This window comes from Cardiobacterium sp. Marseille-Q4385, assembly GCF_916618745.1.
GTDB lineage: Bacteria > Pseudomonadota > Gammaproteobacteria > Cardiobacteriales > Cardiobacteriaceae > Cardiobacterium.
Genome location: NZ_OU745373.1, coordinates 243211 through 267947, shown reverse-complemented (window position 1 = coordinate 267947; position 24737 = coordinate 243211). Strand labels below are relative to the sequence as shown.

General features: G+C 58.5%; 24 protein-coding genes, 1 tRNA gene and 1 pseudogene. 8 read left to right on the top strand and 18 right to left on the bottom strand.

Annotated features, from left to right (window positions below):
- Positions 1–157: 157 nt before the first annotated feature.
- The 6 genes and pseudogenes from LG374_RS01295 to LG374_RS01270 all read right to left on the bottom strand — a co-directional run.
- Positions 158–341: pseudogene (locus LG374_RS01295) on the bottom strand (helicase-related protein); the annotation flags it as partial.
- A 101-nt stretch (positions 342–442) separates the two neighbouring features.
- Positions 443–532, bottom strand: a tRNA-Ser gene (locus LG374_RS01290).
- Between the two features lie 112 nt (positions 533–644).
- The gene (locus tag LG374_RS01285; protein ID WP_225756010.1) at positions 645–1382 is read right to left on the bottom strand and encodes an SDR family NAD(P)-dependent oxidoreductase; all 738 of its coding nucleotides are present in this window, start codon (positions 1380–1382) and stop codon (positions 645–647) included.
- Complete coding sequence (rsmA, locus tag LG374_RS01280; protein WP_225756009.1) at positions 1379–2179, bottom strand: 16S rRNA (adenine(1518)-N(6)/adenine(1519)-N(6))-dimethyltransferase RsmA; 801 nt, start codon at positions 2177–2179, stop codon at positions 1379–1381. Before rsmA ends, LG374_RS01285 begins: the two co-directional genes overlap by 4 nt.
- Positions 2180–2230: 51 nt before the next feature.
- Entirely contained in the window at positions 2231–3532 is a 1302-nt protein-coding gene (locus LG374_RS01275; RefSeq protein ID WP_225756008.1) for a peptidylprolyl isomerase, read from the bottom strand.
- Entirely contained in the window at positions 3529–5739 is a 2211-nt protein-coding gene (locus LG374_RS01270) for an LPS-assembly protein LptD (protein ID WP_225756007.1), read from the bottom strand. The genes LG374_RS01275 and LG374_RS01270 overlap by 4 nt, the downstream gene beginning before the upstream one ends.
- A 127-nt stretch (positions 5740–5866) precedes the next feature.
- On the opposite strand from LG374_RS01270, the gene purH reads away from it, so the two are divergent.
- Positions 5867–7432, top strand: a complete 1566-nt coding sequence (gene purH, locus LG374_RS01265) for a bifunctional phosphoribosylaminoimidazolecarboxamide formyltransferase/IMP cyclohydrolase (RefSeq protein WP_225756006.1) — start codon at positions 5867–5869, stop codon at positions 7430–7432.
- A gap of 179 nt (positions 7433–7611) precedes the next feature.
- Here the strand turns inward: purH and LG374_RS01260 are convergent, their stop codons facing one another.
- The 3 genes from LG374_RS01260 to LG374_RS01250 form a co-directional block, all read right to left on the bottom strand.
- Positions 7612–8109 carry a hypothetical protein gene (locus tag LG374_RS01260; protein WP_225756005.1) on the bottom strand — a complete coding sequence of 166 codons (498 nt, stop codon included), beginning with the start codon at positions 8107–8109 and terminating at the stop codon, positions 7612–7614.
- Between the two features lie 79 nt (positions 8110–8188).
- Positions 8189–8857, bottom strand: a complete 669-nt coding sequence (locus tag LG374_RS01255; protein ID WP_225756004.1) for an alpha/beta fold hydrolase — start codon at positions 8855–8857, stop codon at positions 8189–8191.
- A gap of 91 nt (positions 8858–8948) precedes the next feature.
- Positions 8949–10082 (bottom strand): hypothetical protein, encoded by a 1134-nt coding sequence (locus tag LG374_RS01250; RefSeq protein WP_225756003.1) that lies wholly within the window; start codon positions 10080–10082, stop codon positions 8949–8951.
- A gap of 145 nt (positions 10083–10227) precedes the next feature.
- Between LG374_RS01250 and LG374_RS01245 the strand changes: the two genes are divergently transcribed.
- Positions 10228–10896 (top strand): OmpA family protein, encoded by a 669-nt coding sequence (locus LG374_RS01245; protein ID WP_225756002.1) that lies wholly within the window; start codon positions 10228–10230, stop codon positions 10894–10896.
- Between the two features lie 524 nt (positions 10897–11420).
- On the opposite strand, the gene LG374_RS01240 is transcribed toward LG374_RS01245, so the two are convergent.
- Positions 11421–12213, bottom strand: a protein-coding gene (locus tag LG374_RS01240; RefSeq protein ID WP_225756001.1) for an IS5 family transposase whose coding sequence is annotated in 2 segments (ribosomal slippage) — positions 11421–11948 and positions 11950–12213 — 792 coding nt in all. Because the reading frame shifts where the segments join, the coding sequence is not laid out codon by codon here.
- Between the two features lie 59 nt (positions 12214–12272).
- Here LG374_RS01240 and LG374_RS01235 point away from each other — a divergent pair.
- The gene (locus LG374_RS01235; RefSeq protein WP_225756000.1) at positions 12273–12449 is read left to right on the top strand and encodes a hypothetical protein; all 177 of its coding nucleotides are present in this window, start codon (positions 12273–12275) and stop codon (positions 12447–12449) included.
- Positions 12450–12569: 120 nt separating this feature from the next.
- Here LG374_RS01235 and LG374_RS01230 read toward each other — a convergent pair whose 3' ends face one another.
- From LG374_RS01230 to trxA, 7 genes are all read right to left on the bottom strand, one after another.
- Complete coding sequence (locus LG374_RS01230) at positions 12570–13037, bottom strand: chorismate lyase (protein WP_225755999.1); 468 nt, start codon at positions 13035–13037, stop codon at positions 12570–12572.
- Complete coding sequence (locus LG374_RS01225; RefSeq protein ID WP_225755998.1) at positions 13034–13792, bottom strand: alpha/beta fold hydrolase; 759 nt, start codon at positions 13790–13792, stop codon at positions 13034–13036. Before LG374_RS01225 ends, LG374_RS01230 begins: the two co-directional genes overlap by 4 nt.
- Positions 13793–13794: 2 nt before the next feature.
- Positions 13795–14607, bottom strand: coding sequence for a DNA ligase (locus LG374_RS01220; protein ID WP_225755997.1), 813 nt, complete (start codon positions 14605–14607; stop codon positions 13795–13797).
- Positions 14604–15491 (bottom strand): ABC transporter six-transmembrane domain-containing protein, encoded by an 888-nt coding sequence (locus tag LG374_RS01215; RefSeq protein ID WP_225755996.1) that lies wholly within the window; start codon positions 15489–15491, stop codon positions 14604–14606. The genes LG374_RS01220 and LG374_RS01215 overlap by 4 nt, the downstream gene beginning before the upstream one ends.
- Entirely contained in the window at positions 15476–15931 is a 456-nt protein-coding gene (locus tag LG374_RS01210; protein WP_225755995.1) for a MarR family winged helix-turn-helix transcriptional regulator, read from the bottom strand. Before LG374_RS01210 ends, LG374_RS01215 begins: the two co-directional genes overlap by 16 nt.
- 453 nt (positions 15932–16384) lie before the next feature.
- Positions 16385–17647, bottom strand: a complete 1263-nt coding sequence (gene rho, locus LG374_RS01205; RefSeq protein ID WP_225755994.1) for a transcription termination factor Rho — start codon at positions 17645–17647, stop codon at positions 16385–16387.
- A gap of 53 nt (positions 17648–17700) precedes the next feature.
- Positions 17701–18024 carry a thioredoxin gene (gene trxA, locus LG374_RS01200; RefSeq protein WP_225755993.1) on the bottom strand — a complete coding sequence of 108 codons (324 nt, stop codon included), beginning with the start codon at positions 18022–18024 and terminating at the stop codon, positions 17701–17703.
- 229 nt (positions 18025–18253) lie between these two features.
- On the opposite strand from trxA, the gene LG374_RS01195 reads away from it, so the two are divergent.
- Together LG374_RS01195 and LG374_RS01190 are read left to right on the top strand one after the other, a co-directional pair.
- The gene (locus LG374_RS01195) at positions 18254–18547 is read left to right on the top strand and encodes a type II toxin-antitoxin system RelB/DinJ family antitoxin (protein ID WP_225755992.1); all 294 of its coding nucleotides are present in this window, start codon (positions 18254–18256) and stop codon (positions 18545–18547) included.
- The gene (locus LG374_RS01190) at positions 18544–18900 is read left to right on the top strand and encodes a type II toxin-antitoxin system YafQ family toxin (protein ID WP_225755991.1); all 357 of its coding nucleotides are present in this window, start codon (positions 18544–18546) and stop codon (positions 18898–18900) included. The genes LG374_RS01195 and LG374_RS01190 overlap by 4 nt, the downstream gene beginning before the upstream one ends.
- On the opposite strand, the gene pyrE is transcribed toward LG374_RS01190, so the two are convergent.
- Positions 18849–19508 (bottom strand): orotate phosphoribosyltransferase, encoded by a 660-nt coding sequence (pyrE, locus tag LG374_RS01185; RefSeq protein ID WP_225757990.1) that lies wholly within the window; start codon positions 19506–19508, stop codon positions 18849–18851. The genes LG374_RS01190 and pyrE overlap by 52 nt on opposite strands.
- A gap of 27 nt (positions 19509–19535) precedes the next feature.
- Between pyrE and LG374_RS01180 the strand changes: the two genes are divergently transcribed.
- The 3 genes from LG374_RS01180 to LG374_RS01170 all read left to right on the top strand — a co-directional run bounded on the left by LG374_RS01180 (position 19536) and on the right by LG374_RS01170 (position 24605).
- Complete coding sequence (locus tag LG374_RS01180; RefSeq protein ID WP_225755990.1) at positions 19536–20309, top strand: exodeoxyribonuclease III; 774 nt, start codon at positions 19536–19538, stop codon at positions 20307–20309.
- A gap of 2 nt (positions 20310–20311) precedes the next feature.
- Entirely contained in the window at positions 20312–23290 is a 2979-nt protein-coding gene (locus tag LG374_RS01175; protein ID WP_225755989.1) for a mechanosensitive ion channel domain-containing protein, read from the top strand.
- A 547-nt stretch (positions 23291–23837) separates the two neighbouring features.
- On the top strand, positions 23838–24605 hold the full coding sequence (locus LG374_RS01170; RefSeq protein ID WP_225755988.1) for an FCD domain-containing protein: 768 nt from the start codon (positions 23838–23840) through the stop codon (positions 24603–24605).
- Positions 24606–24737: the final 132 nt, after the last annotated feature.

Here is a 24737-nt window from a genome sequence, read left to right as displayed (position 1 = left end):
AAAAAGCAGTCTGACGAAAATCAGACTGCTTTTTTATCTATGCCACTATGTAATCGCTTGCTTATGTAAACAGGCCTTTTACTTCATCCAGATCAAAAGATTTCTTTTCATCATCCACGCTGATAATACTTTCAGCGATGGTGTGCTTTCTTTTCTACAAGGCGAGGATTTTTTCCTCGATACGGTCACGACAAAATCATGCGGTAGGCTAGAACATATTTGTTTTGCCCGATACGGTGATTGCGATCAATCGCCTGATTCTCGACCGCCGGATTCCACCACGGAACAACGATAAAAACATAATCCGCTTCGGTCAGGTTCAAACCGGTACCGCCCGCTTTAGGGTCTGTTGATTTGCAAGGCGATAATGTCAACAGACTCTAGAAACCTTGAACAAATACGGACGAAAAAGACGCCATGAAACATGGCGCTTTTGAGTAGATGGCGGAGAGACAGGGATTCGAACCCTGGGAGGGCGCGAACCCTCGCCGGTTTTCAAGACCGGTGCATTAAACCACTCTGCCATCTCTCCGTTGTAAGGGCGCGCATAATACGCACTTTTTTATTTCAGCACAACACCTGCTTAGGGCAGCCATATTTTCAAGATATGGCGGTTCTGTTATAGCGCCGTCAATGTGACGTAGTCAAAGTGGCAGTTCGATGCTGCGGATGTCTACTATTGCCTCGCGTCCGAATTGCTCGCTCAGGCAGTAGGCGAGGATTTTTAGTGCAGTGTCATTGGCGTTTTGCAGTCCGCCATCAGCGTGAATTTTGGCGAAGTGTTCGCGCAATGGGAAATGCGGGTCGCGGCGCATCCCTTCTTGCATGGCGGTATCGACGGTACCGGGGGCGAGGCTGACAATGCGCACGCCGCGTTCTTCGTTCGCGGCACTGGCGGCATGGCGATCAAGTGCAGCTTTGCTTGCACCGTAGATGCTCCAGCCAGGGTAGGCTTTGCGACCAGCGCCGCTGCCGATGTGGACGATGTTGACGTTATCTGGGCGGCGTGCTTCTGCGACCACGGCGTTGCTGAGCAGGAACGGTGCGGTGATATTGAGGTTGACGGCAAGCGCGATCTGTTCGTCGTCCTGCGTGCCAAGCGGGGCAGAGGGGGCGACGGTTCCGGCGTTGTTGAAGAGCCATAGGCGTTCGGCCTCTGCGCAGAAGCGACGGAAGGGGGTGCTGTGGATGAGCGCGAGTGCAGCGATGGGGTTGGCGAGGTCGCACTGGATCTCTTGTAGGGTATGCGGGTAGGTGGCTGCAAGCGCAGGGTTGGTGCTGCGCGCGATGCCGAGAACGCACGCGTCGCATTGCAGCCAGGCGGCGGCGAGGGCGGCGCCAAGGCCATAGCTGTGGCCGGTGATGATGACGGTTTCGCTCATGGATGTTGTTCCTTGTGGTAATGGGCGTTGGCAAGGCGGGCGTAGGCAGCGCCATCGAGGGTTTCAGGACGCGCGGTTGGGTCTATATCGAGCGCTGCAAGTTCATCCGGGCTGAACCATGCGGCGAAGGTATGGCGTAGCATTTTGCGGCGCTGGTTGAAGGCACGGCTAACGGTTGCGGCGAAGGTTGCTTCATCGTCGATTATCCAGGCGGGGGTGGTACGCAGCACGAGGCGGACGATAGCACTATCGACTTTCGGCGGCGGTGCAAAGGCGGCGGGCGGGATGGTGAAGAGAGCAGCGGTGTCGCACCACAGTTGTACCATCAGGCTGAGGCGGCCGTAGTCTTTACCGCCTGGCGCAGCGGTGATGCGCTCCACAACTTCTTTTTGCAGCATGAAGTGCATATCGGAGATGTGTGCGCGCGCGGCGAGGCAGTGGAAGAGGATGGGTGAGCTGAGGTTGTAAGGCAGGTTGCCGACAAGACGCCAACGTTTGGGTTGCGGCGGAATGGTGCCAAGATCCACGTCGAGGATGTCGGCATGGATGAGATGCAACTCGCCCAGTGGTGCTGCGCGGGCGGTAAGCGGAGCGATGAGGCGGGTATCGTATTCGATGGCAGTGAGCTGCCCGGTTTCGTGCAATAGTGGCAGGGTAAGGGCGCCGAGGCCGGGGCCGATTTCGAGCAGGGCTTCGCCTGGCTGTGGGCGGATAGTGGCAAGAAGACGGTGGATAACGCTTTCGTCACGCAGGAAGTGCTGGCCGAGGCGTTTGTCGGCGCGGATAGGGTGGTTCATGGCGGTATGTGGAAATCCCCGCTATGAGCGGGGAGTGGGTTCATGTAGTGATTAGCGGATATCGACGTAGGCTTCGCGGCGCAGGGCTTGCAAGCGTTGTTGCCAGGCGTCTTCGATGGCTTTGTTGTAGAGGCTGCGTTTAATTTGCTGACGCATCATGTCTTCGCTTTTGTCGCTTTGGCGGTGGCCGCGTACGAGCAGGATGTGGTAGCCGTAAGGGGCGCGAATGGGTTTGCTGATGCCGCCGTCCGGCAGTTTGGCGATGGCCTGGGCGAGTTCACCGCCGAGCTCTTCACCGCTGACCCAGCCGAGGTCGCCACCTTTGGCTGCGCTCTGGCTGTCTTCGGAGTAGCGGCGGGCGAGGCTGGCAAAATCTGCACCGCCTTGTAGTTCGCGGTAGATGGCGTCAATGCGGTTTTTCTGGGTGGCGTCGTCGCGGCCTTCGTTAGTGCGCAGCAGGATGTGCGATACGTCGGCTTCGCTCAGGGTGTAGTTTTCGCTGGCGTTGTGTTTGGCGACGACTTTGAGGAAGTGCATGCCGTCGTCGTCCACCACCGGGCTTTCTACGATGTCGCCCGCGCCGAGTTTGGCCAGTGCACGCGCAAAGCGGGGCGGAATGGCGGCGAGGTTGAGGTTGCCCAGGTCGTTGAAGCGGGCACCGCTGACGCGGGCAGCAGCCTGTCCAAGGTTTTGCCCGTTTTCTTGCAGGGCGCGGGCAACTTCGCGAATTTTTTCGTCCACGGCAGCGGCGCGGCTTTTTGCGTCTCCGGTGGGTAGCGGGATAAGCAGGTCCTGGATGTGCATGGTGCTGCCTTGTTCGCGTGCAAGTTTGGCGAGGTAGTCGTCCACTTGCTGGTCGCTGATGGTGATGTCTGCGCCGACCATGCCTTCTTTCATCTGGTCTTGGGCGAGGGTGCGGCGGATTTGTTCGCGGAAGGCCTCGCGATCCAGGCCGGTGTCTTTTTGTGCCTGGGTGTAGAGGGCTTTTTCGCTGAGGCGGTTGCGGTTCGCGATTTGCGCGATGGCGGCATTTACTTCGTCATCGCTGATGTTGAGGCCGACGCGTTTTTCGATCTGGCTGAGGATGTGGTTCATGATGACGCGTTCGAGCAGTTGCTGGCGCAGTTCGGTGTCGGGGAGGTTCAGGCCTTTGGGGACGCTACGCCGCTCGGCTTCGATTTCTTGTGCGAGCTGGCGACGGGTAATGGCTTCATCGTTGACGACGAGGCCGATTTCGTCAATGGGCTGGCTTTGCGGGGTAGTGGCCGGGCCAAAGGTGAGGTTTTGTGCGCTGCTGCTCAGGGTGATGGCGGCGAGGGCGAAGGCGAGGGTTAGGGTGTGTGTGGGTTTCAAAATTCTTTCTCCTCTGCGAGTGGGGTGAAACCGTGGATTTGGTCTTTGAGCATCCGTCCTGAGCGGCTGCCCATGTTGCCGAGTCCTTTCAGGACGAATTCGAGGTAGATGGCGTCGTGGGTTTTGCTGTCTGTCGGGTGGTCGCGGTAGCGTCTGCCGGCGAGGCGCCACGCCCAGCAACAGTCGTTGTATTCGACGCCGATGATGTTGTTGAAGAGGCGGTGGTGGGTGTTGGAGTAGTCCTGGCGGTAGAAGGTGCGCCATTGCGGGTTGATGCGCCATACGGTCGCGAGGGTGGTCTGGTTGTAGTCACCACGGGTGTAGTGGTGGCTGAGGTTGATGAAGCGGTCTTGGTCAAGGCGGTAGTCAAGGCTGACGACGTCGCGTTCGTTTCGGTGGGTCTGGGTGTCCCAGAAGCTGAGGCCGTAGAGCCGCCAGTGGTTGTCGATTTGGTAGAGGCCTTCGCCAACGAGGACGGAGCGGCCTTGTTTGTCCACGCGGTTGTTGTTGAGCTGGACACGACGATCGCGGAAGTACTGGATTTGCCCCAGCGAGAGGCGCATTTTTTCTTGTCCGTCGCGGTCGCGGTAGAAGCTGCTGCTGACGGCGGTGGTGAGCTGGTTAGCGTCGCCGATGCGGTCAGCGCCGACGAAGCGGTTGCGGGCGAAGAGCCAGTTCCAGGAGAGGCTGCGTTCGTCGCTATCGAAGTCGGGGATGTCGCTTTGGTTTTTGTAGGGGGTGTAGAGGTAATAAAGGCGCGGTTCGAGGGTTTGTGTCCAGCCTTCGCCGCGCCAGTCGAAGTTGCGCTCGAAGTTGAGTTTGCCGTCGATAGACAAGGTCGGCAGGGCGCGGGTTTTGTGTTTTCGGGCAAAGTTTTGTTTGTCTTTGCGGCTGCCGAAGTCGTAGTAGGCGAGATTCGCGCTCACTTTGGGTTCGAGGTAGCCGTAGGGGGCTTCAAGACGGTAGGCAACGGCGGCATCCCCGCTCAGGCGGTTGGCACTGCCGAGGTGGTCTTTGTGGAAGCGCACGGCCTCGGCGCTGAAATCGTAACGCCAGTTGCCGTGTTGCAGGCTGTTGTTGTAGGTAAGCTGCGGCAGACGGGCGTAGGGTTTGTCCGCTTCGCTAACGTTGCTATCGATGCGCTGGTATTTTTGTCCGCGCAGCATGAGGTTACCGTAGCGGGTATCGCCGTAGAGGGTGGCGTGGCTTTCGAGGTACCAGTCGTCGTAGAGACCGAAGTCGGTGGTGAAGTCTTCAACGTAATCTACATCGGAGACGCGTTGTTGCAGGAGGTCGGTGCGCCATTCTTCGTTGAAGCGGTATTGGTGGGTGCCACGCCAGCTCCAGCGCGTGTGTTTCGGGGTTTGCCGGTCGTGCGGCAGCAGACTGCCGTAGAGGGTGCCTTCCTGTTTTTCGCCAAGGAAGCGGTATTCAGCCTCAGCCATGAGACCGCGTTTGGTCATGGGGCGCAGGGTGAAGGTGGCGTCCTGGTTTGGCGCGATGTTCCAGTAGTAAGGAATGCTGACTTCGAGTCCGCGCGCTTCGCTGCTGCCCAGTGAGGGGATGAGGAAGCCGCTTTGCCGCGCAGAGGTGATGGGGAAGGAGAAGTAGGGCAGGTAGAAGATGGGTACTTTGCCGATGCGCAGGGTCATGTCGCGGGCGATGCCGCGTTCGCGGTTGTGATCAAGCATGAGGGTACGGGCGCGCAGATGCCAGGCGGGGTGCAGACGGGTACAGGTTGTCCAGGTGACGTTGTCGAAGTTGTCACGGTTGTTTTTGCGGTCGAAGCGGGCGTTTTGTGCCGAGCCGACGGCGGATTGCTGTTTGCCCCGGATGTAGTATTCGGCTTCTTCAAAGCTGGCGGTTTCGGCTTCGCTGTCGTAGCGACCCTTGTTGCCTTCGACGGCGACCTGGCTGTTCGAAAGGATACCGCCGCGTTTGAGCTCAGCCTTGCCGTCTTCATGACGGTAGGTGAGTTCGGGTGCGAAGAGGTGTTTGTCACCCTGCTGCATTTCCACAGAGCCGTCGAATTGGGCCAGGGCGTAGTCGCCTTCAGAATTGTCGGCGTGGACGTGCACTTGTTTGTCATCGGGATCACCGCCCAGCTCGGTAAAAACGGCCAGTGGATCAGCGACACATTGCAGGGCGTGTGCCGGGGAAAACGGCAGCAGGAAGACGAGCAGGCAGAGGATTCGGGAGGACAACACGCGAGACCTTTGATCATTGATGTGTGAAGTGGCGGCATTTTAACAAAGCCTGTTTGCTTTGGGCTGCCCTGTTGCCTGCTATGGGCTTTTGGTAGGATACGACTCTTTCTGTTACGGGAGAGTTGTTATGAGTCTTGTAGTGCCGCGCCGTGCATTAATCAGCGTGTCTGACAAAAGTGGCGTTGTCGAATTTGCCACCCGCCTCGCCGCCTGCGGGGTAGAAATCCTCTCGACCGGCGGCACGGCGCAGGCGCTGCGTGAGGCGGGGCTTGCCGTCAAGGACGTAAGCGAGCACACCGGCTTCCCGGAGATGATGGCGGGGCGGGTGAAAACCCTGCACCCTGCTATCCACGGCGGTATTCTTGGCCGGCGCGGTACCGACGACGCCGTCATGCTCGAACACAGCATCGCGCCGATTGACCTCGTCGTCGTCAACCTCTACCCCTTCCGCGAAACCGTGGACAAACCCGACGTGACCCTCGAAGACGCCGTGGAAAACATCGACATCGGTGGCCCGGCGCTGGTGCGCGCGGCTGCGAAGAACTACGCCTCGGTTGGCGTCGTGGTCAGCCCTGCCGACTACCCCGAAGTCATCACCGCCATCGAACGCGGTGCCTTCGATCTGGCGCTGCGCAGCCGCCTGATGGCCAAAGCCTTCGATCACACCGCTGACTACGACCGCGCCATCGCCAATCACTTCGCGCAGCAGTTTGGCGTTGAGAGTGGCGATATCTTCCCCACCCACTTCCACGCTGACTACCAGTTGCACAGCACCCTGCGCTACGGCGAAAACCCGCACCAGCGCGCTGCCTTCTACATCCCGCGCAAACCCGCCGGTTCGACGCTGGCTACAGCCAAACAACTCCAAGGCAAAGCGCTCTCCTACAACAACCTCGCTGATGCCGATGCTGCCCTGCAAACCGTTATCGGATTCCAGGAACAACCCGCCTGCGTCATCGTCAAACACGCCAATCCCTGCGGCGCGGCGCTGGGTGAAAACGTGCTTGCTGCCTACAATGCCGCACACCGCTGCGATGCCACCTCAGCCTTCGGCGGCATCATCGCCTTCAACCGGGGGTTGGACGGCGAGACCGTGCGCGAAATCATCAGCCGCCAATTCGTTGAAGTCCTGCTTGCCCCCGCTTACGACGACGAAGCCCTGCAAGTCTTGACACAAAAACCCAACATCCGCGTTCTCGAAATCAAAAGCGAAGGTCATAAAGAACGCGACTGGCAGCTTACCAGCCTGCACGGTGGGCTGCTCGTGCAGGAATGGGACAAAGGCACACTGAATCGTGCCGACCTGCAAATTGTGACCGCGCGCGAACCTGGCCACGAAGAACTGCGCGACCTGCTCTTTGCCTGGCAAATCGTCAAAACCGTCAAATCCAACGCCATCGTACTGGCGTGCGACGGAGCGACCATCGGCATCGGCGCGGGGCAGACCAGCCGCGTCTTCGCCTCACAAATCGCCGTACTGAAAGCTGAAAGCGAAGGCCTCAACCCGCAAGGCAGCGTGCTCGCCAGCGACGCCTTCTTCCCCTTCCGCGACGGCGTGGATGCTGCCGCCAAAGCGGGAGTACGCGCCATCATCCAGCCAGGCGGTTCCGTGCGCGACGGCGAAGTCATCGAAGCGGCAAACGAACACAATATCGCCATGATATTTACCGGTATGCGCCACTTCCGGCACTGACAACTAAAACCACAAAGCGGGCCGAAGCCCGCTTTTTTGTGGTGCATAAAGCCCGCTTGAGTCTCGCTGGCGAAAGGCCATTAAAAACCCCGCCATGGCGGGCGGGGTCTCGCAGAAGATCCATGGCTGTCGCAAAAACACTCTCGCGTTTGCGCATGGATTTCCCGACGTTGGATCTTTTAGCCTTTTGCCGGTGCCATCTTCTTCATGGCTTCTTCGGAAGCTTTCTTCATCACGGCGATATCAAGATCACAAGCCTTGTAGTTTTCCTCGGTCTTTTGTTCCAGTGCCTTGATTTCTTCTTTGGGTTCGGCTTGCGGATTAGCCATTTGTTTTTCCATCAACGCAAAGATGCTTTCAAAGTCGGTTTTGTCGGTGACGCATTGGCAGTTGCTGGCTTTGTCTTTGCCATACACTTCGACGCAGTCTTCCGTTGAGCCTTTTTTCATTTCATCGAGATTGGCGCGCATTTTTTCGATCAGCTTTTTGCTAAAGTCTTCCGGAGAAGGCTGTTTGCCGCTGCTCTGTGCTTCCGTCATCATTTCCTGCATGATTTCGGTGGCAATTTTCTCGCCGAGTTTTTGCGACGCGTTGCCGCCGACCGCTTGTGCGGATGCGGTCATGGTCATACCTGCAAACAATAATCCGGCGAGGGCGCTTTTCATCAATACTTTCATGGGTTTTCCTTGATCTGTTAAAGAAGGGCGTTTCGTGACGAAACGGGCGAATTGTAAGAGATTTGCGCAATATCGAGGTTTATTTTTCCGTAACAGCCAAGGCAGCGCGCGGCGGTGAGACGTTGCGGAACCAGGCGTTGACGAGCTGGGCAGCGTCGCTGTCGAATTGCAGCGCGGTATGCGTGGTGGGTAGGTGGTGGTAGGCCGCCGCTTCGGGTAATTCGGTTTCGGCGACGGCAACGGTGCCGTCATTCGGTTCATCGGCGGCAAAAAGGCGCAGGGTGCTGCCGATGCCGAAGCTTTTGGTGCCGGCGATGCTGAGTAGCGGGATGGCGGGATCCCACGGCGGGGCGTTACCGTCTAATCCCGCTTCCCAACAATGACCGATGATGCTGCGCCGCCAGCCGCGTTCGCGAAAATAGGCGCCGACTTTGCTGCCAAGGTGTGGAGTGCCGAGAGTGACGACGCGGCTGTGCGCGAGACCTTCCGGCCATGCGGCAAGCAGGTGGCGCAAGTAAAGACCGCCCAGGCTGTGGCCGACCGCGTAGAGCGGGGCGTCGGCGGCAAAATCCTGAATACGCGGCAGATGCTGGGCGACGCTGTCATGCAGGGTTTGCTGCCGGGTCGGATAAGTCAGCGCAAGACAGACAAAGCCTTGTCGCCGCAGACGCGTCGCCAGCGGCATCATCATGGTAGCCCGCATGAACAGGCCGTGGACGAGCAGAATTTTGGGGCTGGGTGCAGTCATAGTGCCTCCGGTGGGTTGAGCGGTGCCGAGCAGGGAAATTATAGCCAAGCGATAAACGCGTAATGTTAATGCGCTGATAGGCGGCGTGTGCTCAGTCTGTTTTTGCCGGCAACCTATGCTGGCGCGAGCCGGGCAGTGGCAGGGCGACCGCCTGCATACCTTCTTCTTTTTCTTTGCGTTCGGGGTGGCGGCGGAAGTGTAGTTGTCCGTTTTCCAGACGATAGCCTTGCGGCAGTGGTACTGCTGGGTCGCGCAGGATGGCAAGCGCGCGCAGATAGTGGTTCACGTTGAGGAGGACGGCCTGATAATCGTGGTTATCCGGCCCGCTTATGCGACACACGGTGTTCAAGAGAGAACAGTAACGTGGCCAGATGTCGCGCTGCGGCAGGCGCAATTCGTCCCGCTCAATGGCGGTCAGGATTTCCGGCGCGCAGTATTTCGCTTTCTCGTATAGGTTTTGGGTCAGTATCTGCCGTGCAAAGGACAGCGAGATTTGGTCATCAATGCTTTTCACCTCCGCCTGCCATGTCGCCCAATCTTTCTCCATCGGCTGCTGAAAACTCAGCCATTCGCCATACATCAGCGGACAGAGGGCGAGTTCCTGCTGCGGCAGCGTTTGCAGTTCGTCGCAGAGAGCTGGCCACGGTGCATCCGGCGGCAGCTCGGCGCGCATCTGTACCAGCAGGATGACATTGCGCTCAATCAGGCGCGCAGCGAGAGCGCTGGTGAAGAGAGAGCCACGGCTGTGCACCAGCCGCCGCCCGAGGACAAGGTCGCGGCAGAGACCGCGTTGCGCCGCCTCAACCTCGCCGCTGACAAAGCGGTAGGCATGCAGGTTTCTCGCCCGCAGCAGAATCTGAAACGACGGCATTTCCGCATTGAAATTGTATTGTTCGTGGCGCGGGCGGAAATAATCGTATTGCAGCAGGTTATCCAGCGCTGCTTCCCACTGCTGCATATCTGCCGCAATCGCCGGATACTCTGCCTGATGCGCTCGCACAAAAGCGAGGCAATCGGTTTCCTCGCGCGAGCAGAGAAGTGCACTCCCCGCCCTTTCCGCCTTGCTCATGGACGGACGCAGAAACAGCGCCTGGTAGCCGTTTTTGCCGTGCATTTCCTCCTGCGCCGCTTGCAGTTCGGCGATGAGCGTGGCATCGGGCTGCGTGCCGGGCCAGTAGAGGGTGAAGAAAAAGGCGGCGGCCAAAAAGGATTTCAGCATGACCATGATGGTTTCCTCGCGGTGGTTATCTGCCTGCAATGTATGCGTAACGGTGCCCCGGCGCAGGTCTGTCGCGTGAATGACCTTTAATGTCGGCGGTCAGGGGCAATCGCTATCATGCCCGCCAGCTCAATCAACAGGAGACAATCCCATGAAAAAAAGCAACTTAGGCCTTTTAGCAGGCGCAGCGGCGCTCTTGATCGCCGGCTGTGAATCGGGCGCGGGTCTGCTCGCCAACAATCAATCCACTGCGATGGGTACCGCCATCGGCGCTCTCGCCGGCGGCGTTCTCGGCCACCAGATTAACGACGACAACGGCCGCTACGTTGGCGCTGTCGCCGGTGCGCTTGCCGGTGCCGCCATCGGTAACTACATGGACCGCCAGCAGCAGCAACTGCAACAGCAAGTCGCCAATAGCGGCGTGCAGGTCAACCGCATCAACGAAAGCACCATCCAGCTGAACATCCAAAGCGAAGTGCTCTTCGACACCGACCAGTCCGTCATCAAGCCGAACTTCTACCAACCGCTCGGCAGCATCGCGCAAACCCTGCAACAGTACCCGGAAACCATCGTCCACGTGTACGGCTTCACCGACGGCAGCGGCAGCCCGCAGCACAATATGCAGCTTTCGCAACGTCGCGCCCAGTCCGTCGCCCAGTACCTCTCGCAGCAAGGCATCAACTCGCAGCGCTTCGTGGTGCAAGGCTATGGCGAACAATACGCCACGGCGGAAAAGAACCCGCAAGACCGTCGCGTCGCCATCTACATCAAGGCAATTGACCAGGCTAACCCACAGGCCGCTTATCAGCCGGTCTTCTGAGGTTACCTCTCGTAAAAAAACCGCCGCAAGGCGGTTTTTTTAATCAAGGAAATCTCTCATGCATCCCTTCTGCTGCAAACTGCACGACCGTATGTCTTTTGATGTCTTTGGTTTTACGGAGAATGCTGAGAAAAAAGAGCTATCAAATCAATATATTGAATATAAAGTACTCTGATAATGAACAAAACAAAGCTACCATTACCTATACTGAAAAGAATCGTAAAAGTAACCTCGAATACACCATTACCCAATTCATGGTCAAAACCTCGGCTGGATGGAAAATTCTCTATCCGTAAATAAGGAATCTACATGAGCACATCTGCCTTACTTATTCGCTTCTTTCTCTATTCTCTCGTTCTCATCATCCTTGCAGAAATCGCACAATTTCTGCTCCGTTTTCCCCTCTTGCAGCGCATTGGTTGGGTGCTTTTCTTTTTCTCCATGTACCCCAATGCGTTGAACTTTTGCAAAATCAATGATCGGCAGTTTACTGGGCGAGAAAAAATAGAGGTCTTAGAGCGTGTTCATAGTCTTCGTAGCAGGACTCCCAAGAAAGCCAAAGCTACCATTTGCAGACTGGTACTCAACTTACGCTCGCAGTTTTTCCAAAGCCGTCTGTTCTTTTCCAACCAGGAAAAACTGCGCTCGACTACCCATCGCTTTGGCAATACCGCAAAGCGGTGTAATTCGTTTCGTTTGGCAATCTCTACCTCCGCACCAATCAACTCCTGTACTGACGAAGCAAATGCCTTACCCGTGTAACCACCGTCAGCAAGGATTTTTTGTACCGCCCCAAGATTATCCCGCCCACGTTCCAATGCTAGCAGGCAGCCTTTTCTATCCGTAACATCCGCCGTCGTTACCGCAAGCGCATGCGGCAAACCCTGCGTGTCAACCGCTATATGCCGCTTGATACCGCTAACCTTCTTGCCCGCATCGTAGCCTTTTTCCATGGCGGTATCCGTGTTCTTCACACTCTGCGCATCAATAATCAGGAAAGTGGTTGCTTCATGATGCCCCTGCTTGCGGCGCTCCGCAACTACCTGATTTTTTTAATGCTTCCTCAAGGATGCTGATGCCACTCTCGCGTGGCTCAGTCCATCTCTGGAAGTAGGAATGCACGGTGCGCCATTTGGGGAAATCGCCCGGCAAAGCGCGCCAGGAGCAGCCAGTGCGTTGCAGGTAGAGAATGGCACAAAAGACATCGTACAAGTCCACCTGACGTGGCGCTGTGCGTTTACGGGCACTTTCCAGCAGGGGGAGGAGAGGCGCAAATTGCTCGCGACTGATATCGCTTGGGTAGGTTTTTCTGTTCATGCCGATAGTTTACAGCAGAGGCTGAGACAATGAACACGTTCTTATGGTGGAGTGGCATCATGATTTGGCTTTTCACCCTTGCCGTAATGGGGCTGGAGCTTGTGCAACAGGGATACAGTTTTTGGTCTGCGTTTAGTCGGTTCGGACAAGGACTTGCTGCACTCGTGGCACTCGTAAGTCTGGGTACGGTTTATTTTGCCATCCATAGCGCTCAAAAGGCTTTTGAAAAATTGTGATGTGAAAAAACCGCCGCAAGGCGGTTTTTTATTGCCTGCTATATTCTTACATATGCGCCGCTAAGCGGCGTAAATGCTGGATCCGCCAAGCGACGTAGATACTGGGTCAGCCGTAACGACTCAGTCTTCGGGATAGGGAAAGCAGGGCAGGAAGTGTTCGCGGATGTCCAGCGGGTAGCCGTTGAGGGCAAGGACAGTTTGGCGCGCGTAGCTGTCGCTTGTGCTGTCGTAGCGCCAACGCAGGCTGAGGCGGGTTGGTTGTTGTGCGTAGAGCCACAGGCCGATGGGGCGGTTGCCGCTGTTTTGCAGCGGGGCAGCGGCGTGGCTGAGGGTCGCGCGCGGGATGCGGGTTTGCGCGTATATCCAGGGGATGCCGTCGCCGCTGAGCCACACTTCGCGCAGCCAGTGGTCATCATCCGTCCAGCCTTCGTGAGCGATCGCTACGTCGAGACGGGTACAGTGTTGGTGCAGTTTGCGGGTGAGGGAACCCTCGTGCAGCAGCCAGTCGCGCACGGCAGGCGGCGGCAGAATGCTGGCGTCATGCCAGTCGGGATGTCGCAGGATGCGGCGACTTTCGACGGGGGTCATGTTTCATCCATGAAGGCAGCGAGGGCGGCAGCAAGGCCGCCGGGGTTTTCCCAGGACATGGAATGTCCGGCAGCGGGGATGACGGCGGTTGGGATATGTGCCGCGCGGATGCGTTCGTAGTCGGCATCGGGCAGGGTGTATGCGCCAACGAGAAAGGTTTTGCGTTGCGGCAGGGCACTCAAGCGGGTCAGCCAGTCCGGTTCGACGCCGTCTATCAGGCTGCGCGCACCGCGCCACACCGCCCACGGTGCGCTACTGCGCAGGCTGCCCGCCCACAGGCTGGTTTCTTGAGCGATCAGGGCAGCGTGGCCATGCGCGATGTAGTCTTCTTCGCGGTATGCGGCGATGGCGCGGCTGTAGGTGCCGCCGCCTGCTGTCAGGTTGCATTCGCTAACGATGAGGCCGCGCAGGCGGTTGCCAAGGTGGGCGGCGGCTTCGATGGCGATGCTGCCGCCCATGCTGTGGCCGTACAGGTAGAGGTCGTGCAGGCCGAGGTGGTCAACGAGTTCGAGGATGGTACGGGCATGGGCAGTGGTTGTGTAGGAAAAGTCGCGCGGGCGTTCGCTGTAGCCGCTGCCAGTGAGGTCAAGCAGGATGGCGCGGCGCCCAGTCAAGGCGGGATCGGCGGCAACGCGCGGGTATTCGTAGCTGCCGGCACAGCCGAGGCCATGCACAAAGAGGCAGGGTGGGGTGTGGCCGGGCAGGTCGTGATAGGAGAGGTGGCAGCGGGCGCTGGGGGAGGTGAAGGTTTGCATGGTTATTCTCCGGTACGCGGACGCAGGTAGGTGGCGAAGCGGGGTGTGCCTTTTTTGGTATAGCCCCGGTAGCGGTAGGTGATGGTGCTGCCGATGGCGGGCGGGTGTTCGCGTTCGGCGTCGCTAAAGCCTGAGCCGATGCGGAATTTGCCGTGGGCATTTTCGCAGGTAAGCGCGCCGAGGCGGTGGGCGTTGCGGCCTGTGCCCGTATGGTGGGCGATGACGGTGCATTCGGCGTCGTGCGCGCTTTTGTGTTTGAGCAGGTACGGGCTGCGGCCGCCGTGGTAGGGGCGGGCGGGATCGCGCAGCATGACGCCTTCGCCGCCTGCTGCCTCAATATGGTGCAGGGCGGCATCCACTTGGGCCGGATCGCGGATGGGGATTTGCGGGATGAGGCGGATGCGCGCCTGCGGGTGGTCTTTCAGCCAGTCATGCAGGGTGGTGAGACGCTGGTAGAGGGTGCCGGGTGCTTGCGGTACGTCGAAGACGTGCAGATGAATGCCCGTCCAGTCGCCATCGGCGCGGCGCACGCTGCCGGAGATATGCTCGAATGCGCCGTGCGCGCTGTACAGTTCGCCGTCCAGCGGCCAGGGCGGATAGTCGGTGAGGAAGCCGGCGGGTGGGCGGAAGGGATGGCCGGCGCGGCTGATGAGTTGATGGCCGTCCCAATAGGCGCGCACACCGTCGAGTTTTTCGCTCATCGCCCAGCCGCGCACGTCCTGCCCGCTATATTCGCCGGCGAGGATGAGGTCGGGTGTGGCGGCGTGGGTGATGGTGCTGATGAGGCAGAGGATAAGAACGAGGATACGGGTCATGTTTGCTCTTGGTGGAGGTTAAGCGATACATGGTCATCGCTTTCGCCGACTTGCACGCGGCGGCTGATGTCTTGCAGGTTACTGTATTGTTCAACCAGGCGTGGTACGTCGTCGAGGCTCATGGCGAACATCCACAGGTAGGTACTGACGGCGTAGATATGTCCCGCACTGCCATAGCCTTTCAGTGTCATCAGGATGAAGGCGAAGCCGAAGAGCAGGCTCATTGCCACGCCGACGCTGAGATAGCCCACCGCTTCGCGGTTGGAGATGAGTACGCGCAGGCGGGCGACGAGACTGTAGTGTTGCCACAGTTGGCGGTCGCTGCCGTCCTTAATGTAGTGGTTGTCTTGTTCGAGGCGGTTGTTTAGGCGGTAATAGAGGTGCTCGCTGGCGGCGGCGAAATGCGGCAGGAAGCGCAGGAAGGTGAGCAGGATGACGATGGCAAAGACGCCAACCCAGGGTTCGATGGCGAGCAGCATGATGCAGGCCCCAAAGATGGAGACGAGTGAGGAGGCAGCGATGGGCAGGTGTTCTTCAAAGAAGCTGACAAATTCGCGCGATAGCGCCACCCGCGCCGTGACGGCTGAATGCGGTACGTCCCGACTCCGTTGCTCAAGCACGACCGGCACGGCGATTTGTGTGTAGATACGGGTAAAGGTGCGGGTGTCAAGGCTGCGGCGAGCGGCACCGATGAGCCACATAATGAGTACCACCAACGCGTAGAGCAGGGCGCGGCCGACGTTACCAGCAATCACGGCGTTTATCGCCCAGCCGCCGAAGATGGGATAGGCAAGCATGAGCAGATTTTCCAGACCGACCAGGGTGAAGGTGGCAATGAGTTTGCGGCGGTGGGTATGGCCGATGTGTTTTAGGGTGCGCCACATGAGCGGTTTTCCTCGGCATTTATGATGGTTTCGGCGACGGTATTGAGGGCGTCCAGCTCGGCCAGCAGATTTGCAGTGCGCTCGCTGCCGAAAGCGTCGAAAAGCCGTTCGCTGAACGCTTCAGCGGCAGCGAGTAGCGGCAGAGCTTGAGCACGACCAGCGTCGGTAAGGCAAAGTTGGCGGGCGCGTTTATCGCGGTTGTCCGGCTGCTGGGTGAGCAGGCCCTGCTCGGTCAATACCTTGCAGGTGCTGAATACGGTCTGCTTCGGCAACAGCCAGGCTTCGCCAATGTCTTTTTGCGTGCAATTACCGCCGTCGGCACGGGCGAGGCTGTATAGCACGGCGAAGGCGTTGTAGGTCAGCCCTTGTTGCACGATCCAGCGGTCAATTACGGCTTCCAGACGGCCGATGCGCTGTTCCAGTTGGTCAAGTTGTTGCATGATTTAGTCCGAAAGTTTACTAGAAGACAAATTCTAGTCAGCTTTGAGACTAATAGCAAACGGATGGGAGCGGCATGACAGCAAGCGGGGTAAATCCTGAATTCTTGGGCAGACACACCCAACGAGAGCATTCTAAATGCAAAGGATGTCTTGTTATTTCGAGGCGATTTTCAGTTTATTCCACGATGCGGTGCGGAATTAAACTGGATTTTGGTTGCGGCAAATGTCTGATGGATGGCTGTTTTGGAAGGGTATGATCGTCAAGCAGCGTGTACTGGGCTCGCCAAGTGGCGTATTTACTGGGCTCGCCAAGCGGCGTATTTGCTGGGCTCGCGCCAAGCGGCGTATTTGCTGGGCTCGCCAAGTGGCATGTGCTGGCTTCAGGCGGTATTCGTACAAAAAAGCAGGCAACGCCTGCTTGGAGTTATAGCCCGCCCATGACCGGGCGAGCAGTTATTTGACGTTCTTCATCGACTGGAAGAATTCTTCGTTGGTCTTGGTGTTTTTCAGGCGTTCCAGCAGGAATTCGCTGGCTTGCAGTTCGTCCATCGGGTGCAGGATTTTGCGCAGTATCCAGGTTTTTTGCAGCACGTCGGGCTCGATCATGAGTTCTTCGCGGCGGGTGCCGGACGGGTTGATGTCAATCGCCGGGAAGATGCGTTTTTCGGCAATGCGGCGGTTCAGGTGCACTTCCATGTTGCCCGTGCCTTTGAATTCTTCGTAGATGACTTCGTCCATTTTCGAGCCGGTATCCACCAGTGCAGTGGCGATGATGGTGAGCGAGCCGGCTTCTTCGGTGTTGCGTGCTGCGCCAAAAAAGCGTTTCGGGCGTTGCAGGGCGTTCGCGTCCACACCGCCAGTGAGGATTTTGCCGGAGGCCGGGGCGACGGTGTTGTAAGCGCGGGCGAGACGGGTGATGGAGTCGCAGAGGATGACCACGTCTTTTTTGTGCTCAACCAGGCGCTTGGCTTTTTCGATGACCATTTCCGAGACCTGGACGTGGCGCTGCGCCGGTTCGTCGAAGGTGGAGGAGATGACTTCGCCTCTGACGCTGCGCTGCATTTCGGTAACTTCTTCCGGGCGTTCGTCAATGAGCAGGACGATGAGGTAGCACTCGGGGTGGTTGTGGGTGATGGATTGGGCGATGTTTTGCAGCATCACGGTTTTGCCCGCTTTCGGCGGCGAGACGATGAGGCCGCGCTGGCCTTTGCCGATGGGCGCGATGAGGTCGATCATGCGCGGGGTGATGTCTTCGCTGCTGCCGTTGCCGATTTCGAGTTTGAGCATTTCGTCGGCATGTAGCGGGGTGAGGTTTTCAAAGGGGACTTTGTGCCGCGCTGCGCCGCGTTCGTCGTAGTTGATGGTGTCGATTTTGGTGAGGGCGAAGTAGCGTTCGTTGTCTTTCGGCGGGCGGATTTTGCCGCTGATGGTGTCGCCGGTACGTAAGTTGCAGCGGCGGATGAGGTTGGGCGAGACGTAGATGTCGTCGGGGTTGGCCTGGTAGGAGTTGACTTCGGCGCGCAGGAAGCCGTAGCCGTCCGGGATGAGTTCGAGGGTGCCGTCGCCGGTGATTTCTTCGCCGCTTTTGGCGTGCGCTTTGAGGATGCTGAAGATGAGGTCTTGTTTGCGTTTGCGGGAGATGTCGTCTAATCCCATGGATTCGGCGAGCGCGAGAATTTCCTGGGAACTTTTTTGTTTGAGATCGCTGAGGTTCATTGATGTTTGTATGCGGTAATGAATGCCCCCGCGTACAGCGGGGGCAATTGGGATTAGATATGGTGTTTGACGAAGGCGAGCAGGGCGTTTTTGTCTGCCAGACCGATGTGGGAATCCACCAATGCGCCGCCCTTAAAGAGAAGCAGGGTTGGGATGGAGCGGATGCCGTAACGTGCGGACAGGTCGTTGTTTTCGTCCACGTTAACTTTGACGATTTTCAGCTGGCCGCTGGTTTCGGCGGCGAGGGCGTCCAGTTCGGGGGCGATCATTTTGCAGGGTCCGCACCATTCGGCCCAGAAATCAACGAGAACGGGGATGGTTGAGTCCAATACTTCTGCCTGAAAGTTGGCTTCGCCAACAGCAATGGCATTACTCATGGGGTGTCTCCGGTATGGATGTATAAGGATGCCCCCTCCGCTTGCGCGAAGCGCGGTGATATGAATGGCGGGAGGGGATATAGAAGAACCGCGCGGTTGCGCGGTTTGAAGCGGCGCGCAGTATAAGCGCGGGGCGGGCAAAGTTCAACAGCCGTAGCGATGGGTGTTTGCGGGGAAATCGGATGAAGGATTAGAATTTGTCTGTGTTTTGTACGTTGGAAGTAAGGCTATGTCCACCATAAATTACAATATCCGCCTTGACCAAGATTTGCGTGACCGGGCGTTTGCGGTGTTTGAGAGTTATGGCTTGGCGCCGTCGCAGGCTATCAAGCTGTTCCTGAATCAGGTTGCCGATACTCGTGCCATTCCACTGTCGTTTACTCATCATGCCGACAAGTCACCGAATACCGTGACAGCACGTGCCATGCGGGAAGCAATTGAAAACCGCAGGAATGGTACGCTGGGCGAGGGTTATACGGATCTTGATGCGTTGGCACGTGACATTCGGGATTGGTCGGAATGAGCTATTTCGCGCTGATTCCCAATAATCAGTTCAAACGTGATGCCAAAAAACGCTGGGAAGTCCTGCTGTCGGCGGAATGGATGACCGTCGCCCACTGTTTGATGAACGGCAGTGCGATGCCGGAAAAACATCGGGATCATGCGCTGAGCGGTGATTGGCAGGGGTGCCGGGAGTGCCATATCAAGCCGGATTTATTGCTGATTTATGAAATAAGGCGAATCATCCATTCAGTTGATCCGGCTGGGTTCGCATGCGGAACTGTTTTGATGCGTGAACGCCGCTACGCGAGACGATCTCGCTATTACCCCGCAACTCCATATTGCCGCCGATATTCCTGCATCGCGGGCAGATAAGCGGTGAGGCGCGGGTCGTTGCCAACGAATTGCAGCAAGTCGTCGAGGGTGACGACGGATGCCGCCGTGAGGTTTTCATCTTGCGCGAGACGCGACAGGGCCGAGCCGCCGCCGTCCACTGTTTCCTGACGGTCAAGGGCGACGATGACCGCCACGGGTTGTGCCTGGGCGCTGCGCAAGACAGCGAGCGATTCGCGGATGGCAGTGCCGGCGGTTAAGACATCATCCAGTATCAAAACGCGTTTGCCGGCAAGCGCTGCGCCAACGAGCGAACCGCCCTCGCCGTGGTCTTTTGCTTCCTTGCGGTTGAATGCCCACGGCAGCGACAGGCCGTGTTCGGCGAAGAGCACCACTGCCACCGCCGCCACCAGCGGGATGCCTTTATATGCCGGGCCGTAGAGCACGTCGAAAGTTACCCCTTCTTCCCGCAGGCGCAGGATGGCCGCTGCATAAGCCTGCGCTAACACAGTGAGCGCCTCGCCGTCGCAAAACGCGCCTGCGTTGAAGAAATATGGGCTTTTCCGCCCCGATTTCAGGGTGAATTCACCGAAGCGTAATGCCTCAGCGGCAAGCGCCGAGGCCAAAAATCTTTTTTGATATACTGCCAGCATCTAGCACCTCAAAGCCTAAAAAACATGTATAAAATCATAACCTTCAATGCCAACGGCATCCGTTCGGCGGCTCGCAAGGGATTCTTCCGCTGGCTGGCTGAACAGGACGCCGACGCCGTCTGCATTCAGGAAACTAAAGCGCAGGAAGACCAGCTCAAGGATGACCCCATGTACTACCCGCTCGCGCACAATTACTATCACGACGCCGAAAAGAAGGGATACAGCGGCGTCGCATTGTACCTGAAACACCCGCCGCAGACGGTTCGCCACGGCATCGGCTGGGCGGAAATCGATTGTGAAGGGCGCTACCTCGAAGCGGTGTACCCCACGCACAGCATCATCAGCCTTTACATGCATTCCGGCACCAGCGGTGATGAACGCCAGCAGAAAAAAGAAGCCTTCATGGCCAAATTCGCGCCGTGGCTGCAAGCGCGGGCGCAGGCGGGCGAGCGCCTCATCCTCTGCGGCGACATCAACATCGCCCACACCGAAAAAGACCTGAAAAACTGGAAAGGCAACCTGAAAAACAGCGGCTTTCTGCCGCAAGAACGTCAATGGCTGACCGACCTCTTCGCCGGTGGCTACCGCGACGCCTTCCGCCTCGTCAACAACGAAGAACACCAGTACACCTGGTGGAGCCAGCGTGGCAATGCCCGCGCCAACAACGTCGGCTGGCGCATTGACTACCACATCATCAGCGCCAATCTTGCTGACCTGGTAGAAAGCGCCAGCATCTACACCGCCGAGCCCTTTTCCGATCACGCCCCGCTGACCATCACCTACCGCGACCTCCCCTGACCATGCGCCGCCTCATCCTCGCCCTGTTCCTTACCCTCGCTGCCACCCTCATCCGCGCGCAAGGCCTCGATAACGCCGGCAACGCCCCCAGTGCCGCCCAGCTTGACCAGCTTGAACAAGCTATCAATGCCAACGAAGCCCGCAACCGCGACTGGCAGCGTGACCTGGACGAACTCGACGAAGACAGCCTGCCCGCCACCATCAGCGAAAACAACCTCGCCGCTATCCGCGTCGCCCTCGAACAAACACAAAGCGACCTGACCGCACTTAACAACACCCAGGCCAGCGTCGCCCAAGAGATTGAAGCCGCGCGCAAACGCAGCGACGCTCTCTCCGCCCTCTTGCAAAAACAATCCAACCCGCTACTCGATAACGACGGCAGCGGACACAGCGCGCAGACCCGCGAACAACTCGCCCTCAGCCAGCGCCACCTGCAACTGCTACAACGACAAAAACACATCCTCGCCCAGACCGAAACCATCGGCAACCGCCAGAAAGCCCTGCTTGAAGCCCGCTACCAGCGCTACAACGAACGCTACCTCGAAACCCGCCAAACCACTGCCGACCAGGCCCACAGCGACCGCCTCACCCAACTGCAAGCCCGCCGCCAGGAACTCAACGACCGCCTCGACCACAACAAACCCGACCGCAACACCCGTCTTGACCACAACAACGAACTCGCCCTCATCAACACCCAAATCTACTACACCCAAATCGAAAACGAACTGCTTGCCCAGGAAGCCCGCCTGCAAGAAATCCAGTATGCGGACCTCACCAGTCTCTCGCTCGAACGCATCGACCGTATCCGCGCCGAACTCGCCGCCGCACAAGCCCGCCTTGATGCCCTCACCCCGCAAATCGACAACGACCAACACCTCATCAGCCAGCAGAACGAACTCTACACCCGCCAGCGCGGCACCCCGCTGGATGCCAACAAAATCCGCCAACAAGCCGTTAACAACCAATACCAGCAACTCAAAACCCTCATCAATAACAACACCCTCAGCCTCAAAACCAGCCGCGACATCGCCGACCGCCAATACAGCCAGCTCGCCAAAGCCCAACTCACCCAACAATACCGCTTCGGCGGCGACCCCGCCGCTCTGGCGCAGCACGGCGCCGCCTTCCTCAAAAGCGCGAGCACCTTCCTCGGCCAATACATCGTCGCCGTCGAAACCCTCTACCACAGCATGCGCACCCTGCCCACCCTCAAATGGCTCACCATCGCCAGCGCCGCCATCGGCCTCATCGCCGCTACCATCGCCATCATCAATCTCACGAACCGCGCTATCCGCCGCTACGCCGGACAAAAACGCCTCACCTTCCCGGCGCGCCTGCTCTACTTCCTCAGCAAAATGCTGAAAAACAACCTGCCCTACCTCACCGCTTACAGCATCATCCACATCACCATCCGCACCAGCGGCATCACCGCGCCCGCCTCCGACATGCTCGCCCTCATCCCGGCGCTCCTGCTCTTCAACACCATCCCCTACTACGCCGCGCGCAACCTCATCCACACCGAACTCATCGCCGCTCCGGAAAAACAGCGCATCATCCGCCCCACCATCATCTACGCCGCCGTCGGCAGCCTGCTCTACGGCCTCGTCTGCATGGCCGAATGGATACTGGACGACCAGGTCATCACCGACACCTACCGCTGGATCTTCGCTCTCTACAACCTCCTCGCCGCCGTGCCCATCTGGCGCGCCACGAGCCGCAGCATCGCCCATATGAACGGCTACTACCGCGACCAGCCCAGCTACCGCAGCCTGCGCCTGCTCATCCGCGCCATCCCGCTCGGCGTCGCCGCCTTCGGCATCGTCGGCACCCTCGGCTACCTCAACCTCGCCTGGAACATCGCCCGCCACCTCCTTATCTTCGTCCTCTACGCCAGCCTGTGGATCGCCTTCACCGCGCTGCTCAAAGACAGCGCCCGCCGCGCAAAACACTACGCCCTGCGCCACACCACAAACGGCGTCTTCTGGGCACAAGACATCATCAACCCGGCGAACACCATCCTCACCTACGCCAGCCTCATCCTGCTCCTGCGACTCCTGCAATACAGCTACGGCTGGAACGAACACACCCCCGTCATCCAGGAAACCCTGACCCTGCTCAACACCCCCATCGCCAAAAACGACAGCCACCTCACCCTGCTCAACATCCTGCTGATGGGCATCCTCATCTACATCATCTACCGCATCGGCGGCTGGATAAAATCCCTCAGCTACCGCTGGATCTACGGCAAAATCGCCGACCTCGGCATCCGCAACAGCCTCGCCGTCTTCAGCCAGTACGCCGCCGTCACCCTCGGCTTCTTCCTGGCGCTGCGCGTCATCGGCATCGACCTCACCGCCTTCACCGTCTTCGCCGGCGCGCTCGGTGTCGGAATCGGCTTTGGCATGCAGACCATCGCCAACAACTTCATCAGCGGCATCCTCCTGCTCATCGAACGCCCGCTGCGCAACGGCGACATCATCACCGTTGGCACCTACGAAGGCACCGTCGAACGCATCGGCATGCGCTCACTGACCATCACCACCTTCGACAACGAAAGCGTCATCCTGCCGAACTCCGACTTCGTCACCAGCGCCTTCAAAAACTGGTCGCACCAGGACCCCATCACCCGCACCGTGCTCTACCTCGACCTCGGCTACCGCCACGACCCCGAACACACCCGCCAACTACTGCTGGCGACCCTGCGCGAACTCGCCGAAGAAGGACACATCGTGGACAGCAACGAACACGACTACGGCGTCTTTGCCTACGACTACTCCGACCGGGGCATCACCTACCGCGTGCAATACCACGTCCACATGCAAAACCATAACCGCCTGACCAGCCGCCACCTCGTCATCGAGCGATTATGGCAGGCCTGCCGCATGCACGGCATCGACATCGCCTACCCGAAACGCGACAACTACTACCCGCTGGAAACCGACCAGCCTGCGCGCCTGCCCGCGCCACGCAAACCGGTATAGCAGGAAAGCCCGTACCTGCCCCGCTTGGCGGGTGTTGAAAAGCCCAGTGTTTATCCCGCTTGGCGGCTGCCCAATTCCGAATCCCGCACAGAAAATCCCTTCCTCCGCAAGCGGGGGAAGGTGGCCACAGGCCGGAAGGAGAGATAAAAACCCAGGTTTTATCCCGCTTGGCACAGATAACGTCCTTTCAGCCGTGGGGGATGGTAGGGAAGGGAAGAGGCAGCAAACAGCCCGTGCAGCAGCAAAACCCCACCGTTTGGCGAGTCCAGTATTTATGTCGTTTAGCAAAAAATTGTCGTGTACGAAGACCTGCCGCAAAAATAGCGAAAAAAACCGGATAGCGGCGCTCAAAAGCAAAACAGCGCCGCTTGCCCCTGCGAAACTTGCTAACATAACCGGTCAACCAAAGCGGGTCATGCTGTGCCGCAACATTGCATTGCTTTTAAACTGCCGCCGCATCATGTAGAAAAAACAGGCAGGCGGCGGTTGACCAAAATACAGCACATGCCCGTTACCCCCTTTCACCTACCATGCAGGAGCAGCCGCCATGAATCCTCCCCTCAGCATCAGCCGCCGTTACCCCGAAGTCGCCGCCGAACTGCGACAGATGATTAGCAACGGCAACTTCGCCGTCGGCGACAAAATGCCCGCCGAGCGTCACCTTGCCGAACAGCTTGACGTCAGCCGCGCCCTCCTGCGCGAAGCCCTCATCATGCTGGAAATCCAGGGTCTCGTTGAAGTGCGGCAGGGATCCGGCGTGTACATCGTCCGCCTGCCGGATGGCGGCACCCCCAAAGGCGACGATAGCGACATCGGCCCCTTCGAGCTGATGCAGGCGCGGCAAGTGCTGGAAAGCAGCATTGCCGAAGTTGCCGCGTTGACCGTCACCAAAGCCGACATCGAAGCCCTGCAACGCATCCTGCAAATCCAGGAACAGGAAGTGCAAGAAGGCATCACCGATTACAGCAGCGACGAACAATTCCATCTACGCGTAGCGCAGGCGACGCAGAACAGTGTGCTGGCGGAAAGCGTCAACCGCTTGTGGTTGCAGCGGCGCGGCAGCCCGATGTGGGAACAACTACACCGCCACATCACCAACACCACCTACTGGCAACGCTGGCTGGACGACCACCGAGCCGTGCTTAATGCACTGAAACGCAAAGACCCGGTCGCCGCCAAACATGCCATGTGGCAGCATCTGGAAAACGTGCGCGAAACCCTGCTCCTGCTTTCGGATGTGGATGCGCCTGAATTTGACGGCTACCTCTTCCAAAGCCTGCCGATCACCCTATACAAGCCAGAAGAAAAAGCATGACATTCGCCGGCGAGGCGCCTCGCCGCAAGACCAAAAGATAGTCACGAGGCAGGGCGGGCTTGACGCGTTGCTTGGCTGAAGATCTGCAACAGCATCATGGTGGGTTGGCAACACTCCCCCGTGTTCGCTATT

Bases quoted from the DNA above. Each gene is read 5' to 3' on its own strand.
- LG374_RS01250 (WP_225756003.1), bottom strand. From the start codon at position 10,082: ATGGTCATGCTGAAATCCTTTTTGGCCGCCGCCTTTTTCTTCACCCTC.
- LG374_RS01220 (WP_225755997.1), bottom strand. From the start codon at position 14,607: ATGACCCGTATCCTCGTTCTTATCCTCTGCCTCATCAGCACCATCACC.
- purH (WP_225756006.1), top strand. From the start codon at position 5,867: ATGAGTCTTGTAGTGCCGCGCCGTGCATTAATCAGCGTGTCTGACAAA.
- rsmA (WP_225756009.1), bottom strand. From the start codon at position 2,179: ATGAACCACCCTATCCGCGCCGACAAACGCCTCGGCCAGCACTTCCTG.
- LG374_RS01260 (WP_225756005.1), bottom strand. From the start codon at position 8,109: ATGAAAGTATTGATGAAAAGCGCCCTCGCCGGATTATTGTTTGCAGGT.
- LG374_RS01175 (WP_225755989.1), top strand. From the start codon at position 20,312: ATGCGCCGCCTCATCCTCGCCCTGTTCCTTACCCTCGCTGCCACCCTC.
- trxA (WP_225755993.1), bottom strand. From the start codon at position 18,024: ATGAGTAATGCCATTGCTGTTGGCGAAGCCAACTTTCAGGCAGAAGTA.
- LG374_RS01285 (WP_225756010.1), bottom strand. From the start codon at position 1,382: ATGAGCGAAACCGTCATCATCACCGGCCACAGCTATGGCCTTGGCGCC.
- LG374_RS01245 (WP_225756002.1), top strand. From the start codon at position 10,228: ATGAAAAAAAGCAACTTAGGCCTTTTAGCAGGCGCAGCGGCGCTCTTG.
- LG374_RS01190 (WP_225755991.1), top strand. From the start codon at position 18,544: ATGAGCTATTTCGCGCTGATTCCCAATAATCAGTTCAAACGTGATGCC.
- LG374_RS01230 (WP_225755999.1), bottom strand. From the start codon at position 13,037: ATGACCCCCGTCGAAAGTCGCCGCATCCTGCGACATCCCGACTGGCAT.
- LG374_RS01195 (WP_225755992.1), top strand. From the start codon at position 18,254: ATGTCCACCATAAATTACAATATCCGCCTTGACCAAGATTTGCGTGAC.
- LG374_RS01210 (WP_225755995.1), bottom strand. From the start codon at position 15,931: ATGCAACAACTTGACCAACTGGAACAGCGCATCGGCCGTCTGGAAGCC.
- LG374_RS01180 (WP_225755990.1), top strand. From the start codon at position 19,536: ATGTATAAAATCATAACCTTCAATGCCAACGGCATCCGTTCGGCGGCT.
- rho (WP_225755994.1), bottom strand. From the start codon at position 17,647: ATGAACCTCAGCGATCTCAAACAAAAAAGTTCCCAGGAAATTCTCGCG.
- LG374_RS01225 (WP_225755998.1), bottom strand. From the start codon at position 13,792: ATGCAAACCTTCACCTCCCCCAGCGCCCGCTGCCACCTCTCCTATCAC.
- LG374_RS01215 (WP_225755996.1), bottom strand. From the start codon at position 15,491: ATGTGGCGCACCCTAAAACACATCGGCCATACCCACCGCCGCAAACTC.
- LG374_RS01255 (WP_225756004.1), bottom strand. From the start codon at position 8,857: ATGACTGCACCCAGCCCCAAAATTCTGCTCGTCCACGGCCTGTTCATG.
- LG374_RS01235 (WP_225756000.1), top strand. From the start codon at position 12,273: ATGATTTGGCTTTTCACCCTTGCCGTAATGGGGCTGGAGCTTGTGCAA.
- LG374_RS01170 (WP_225755988.1), top strand. From the start codon at position 23,838: ATGAATCCTCCCCTCAGCATCAGCCGCCGTTACCCCGAAGTCGCCGCC.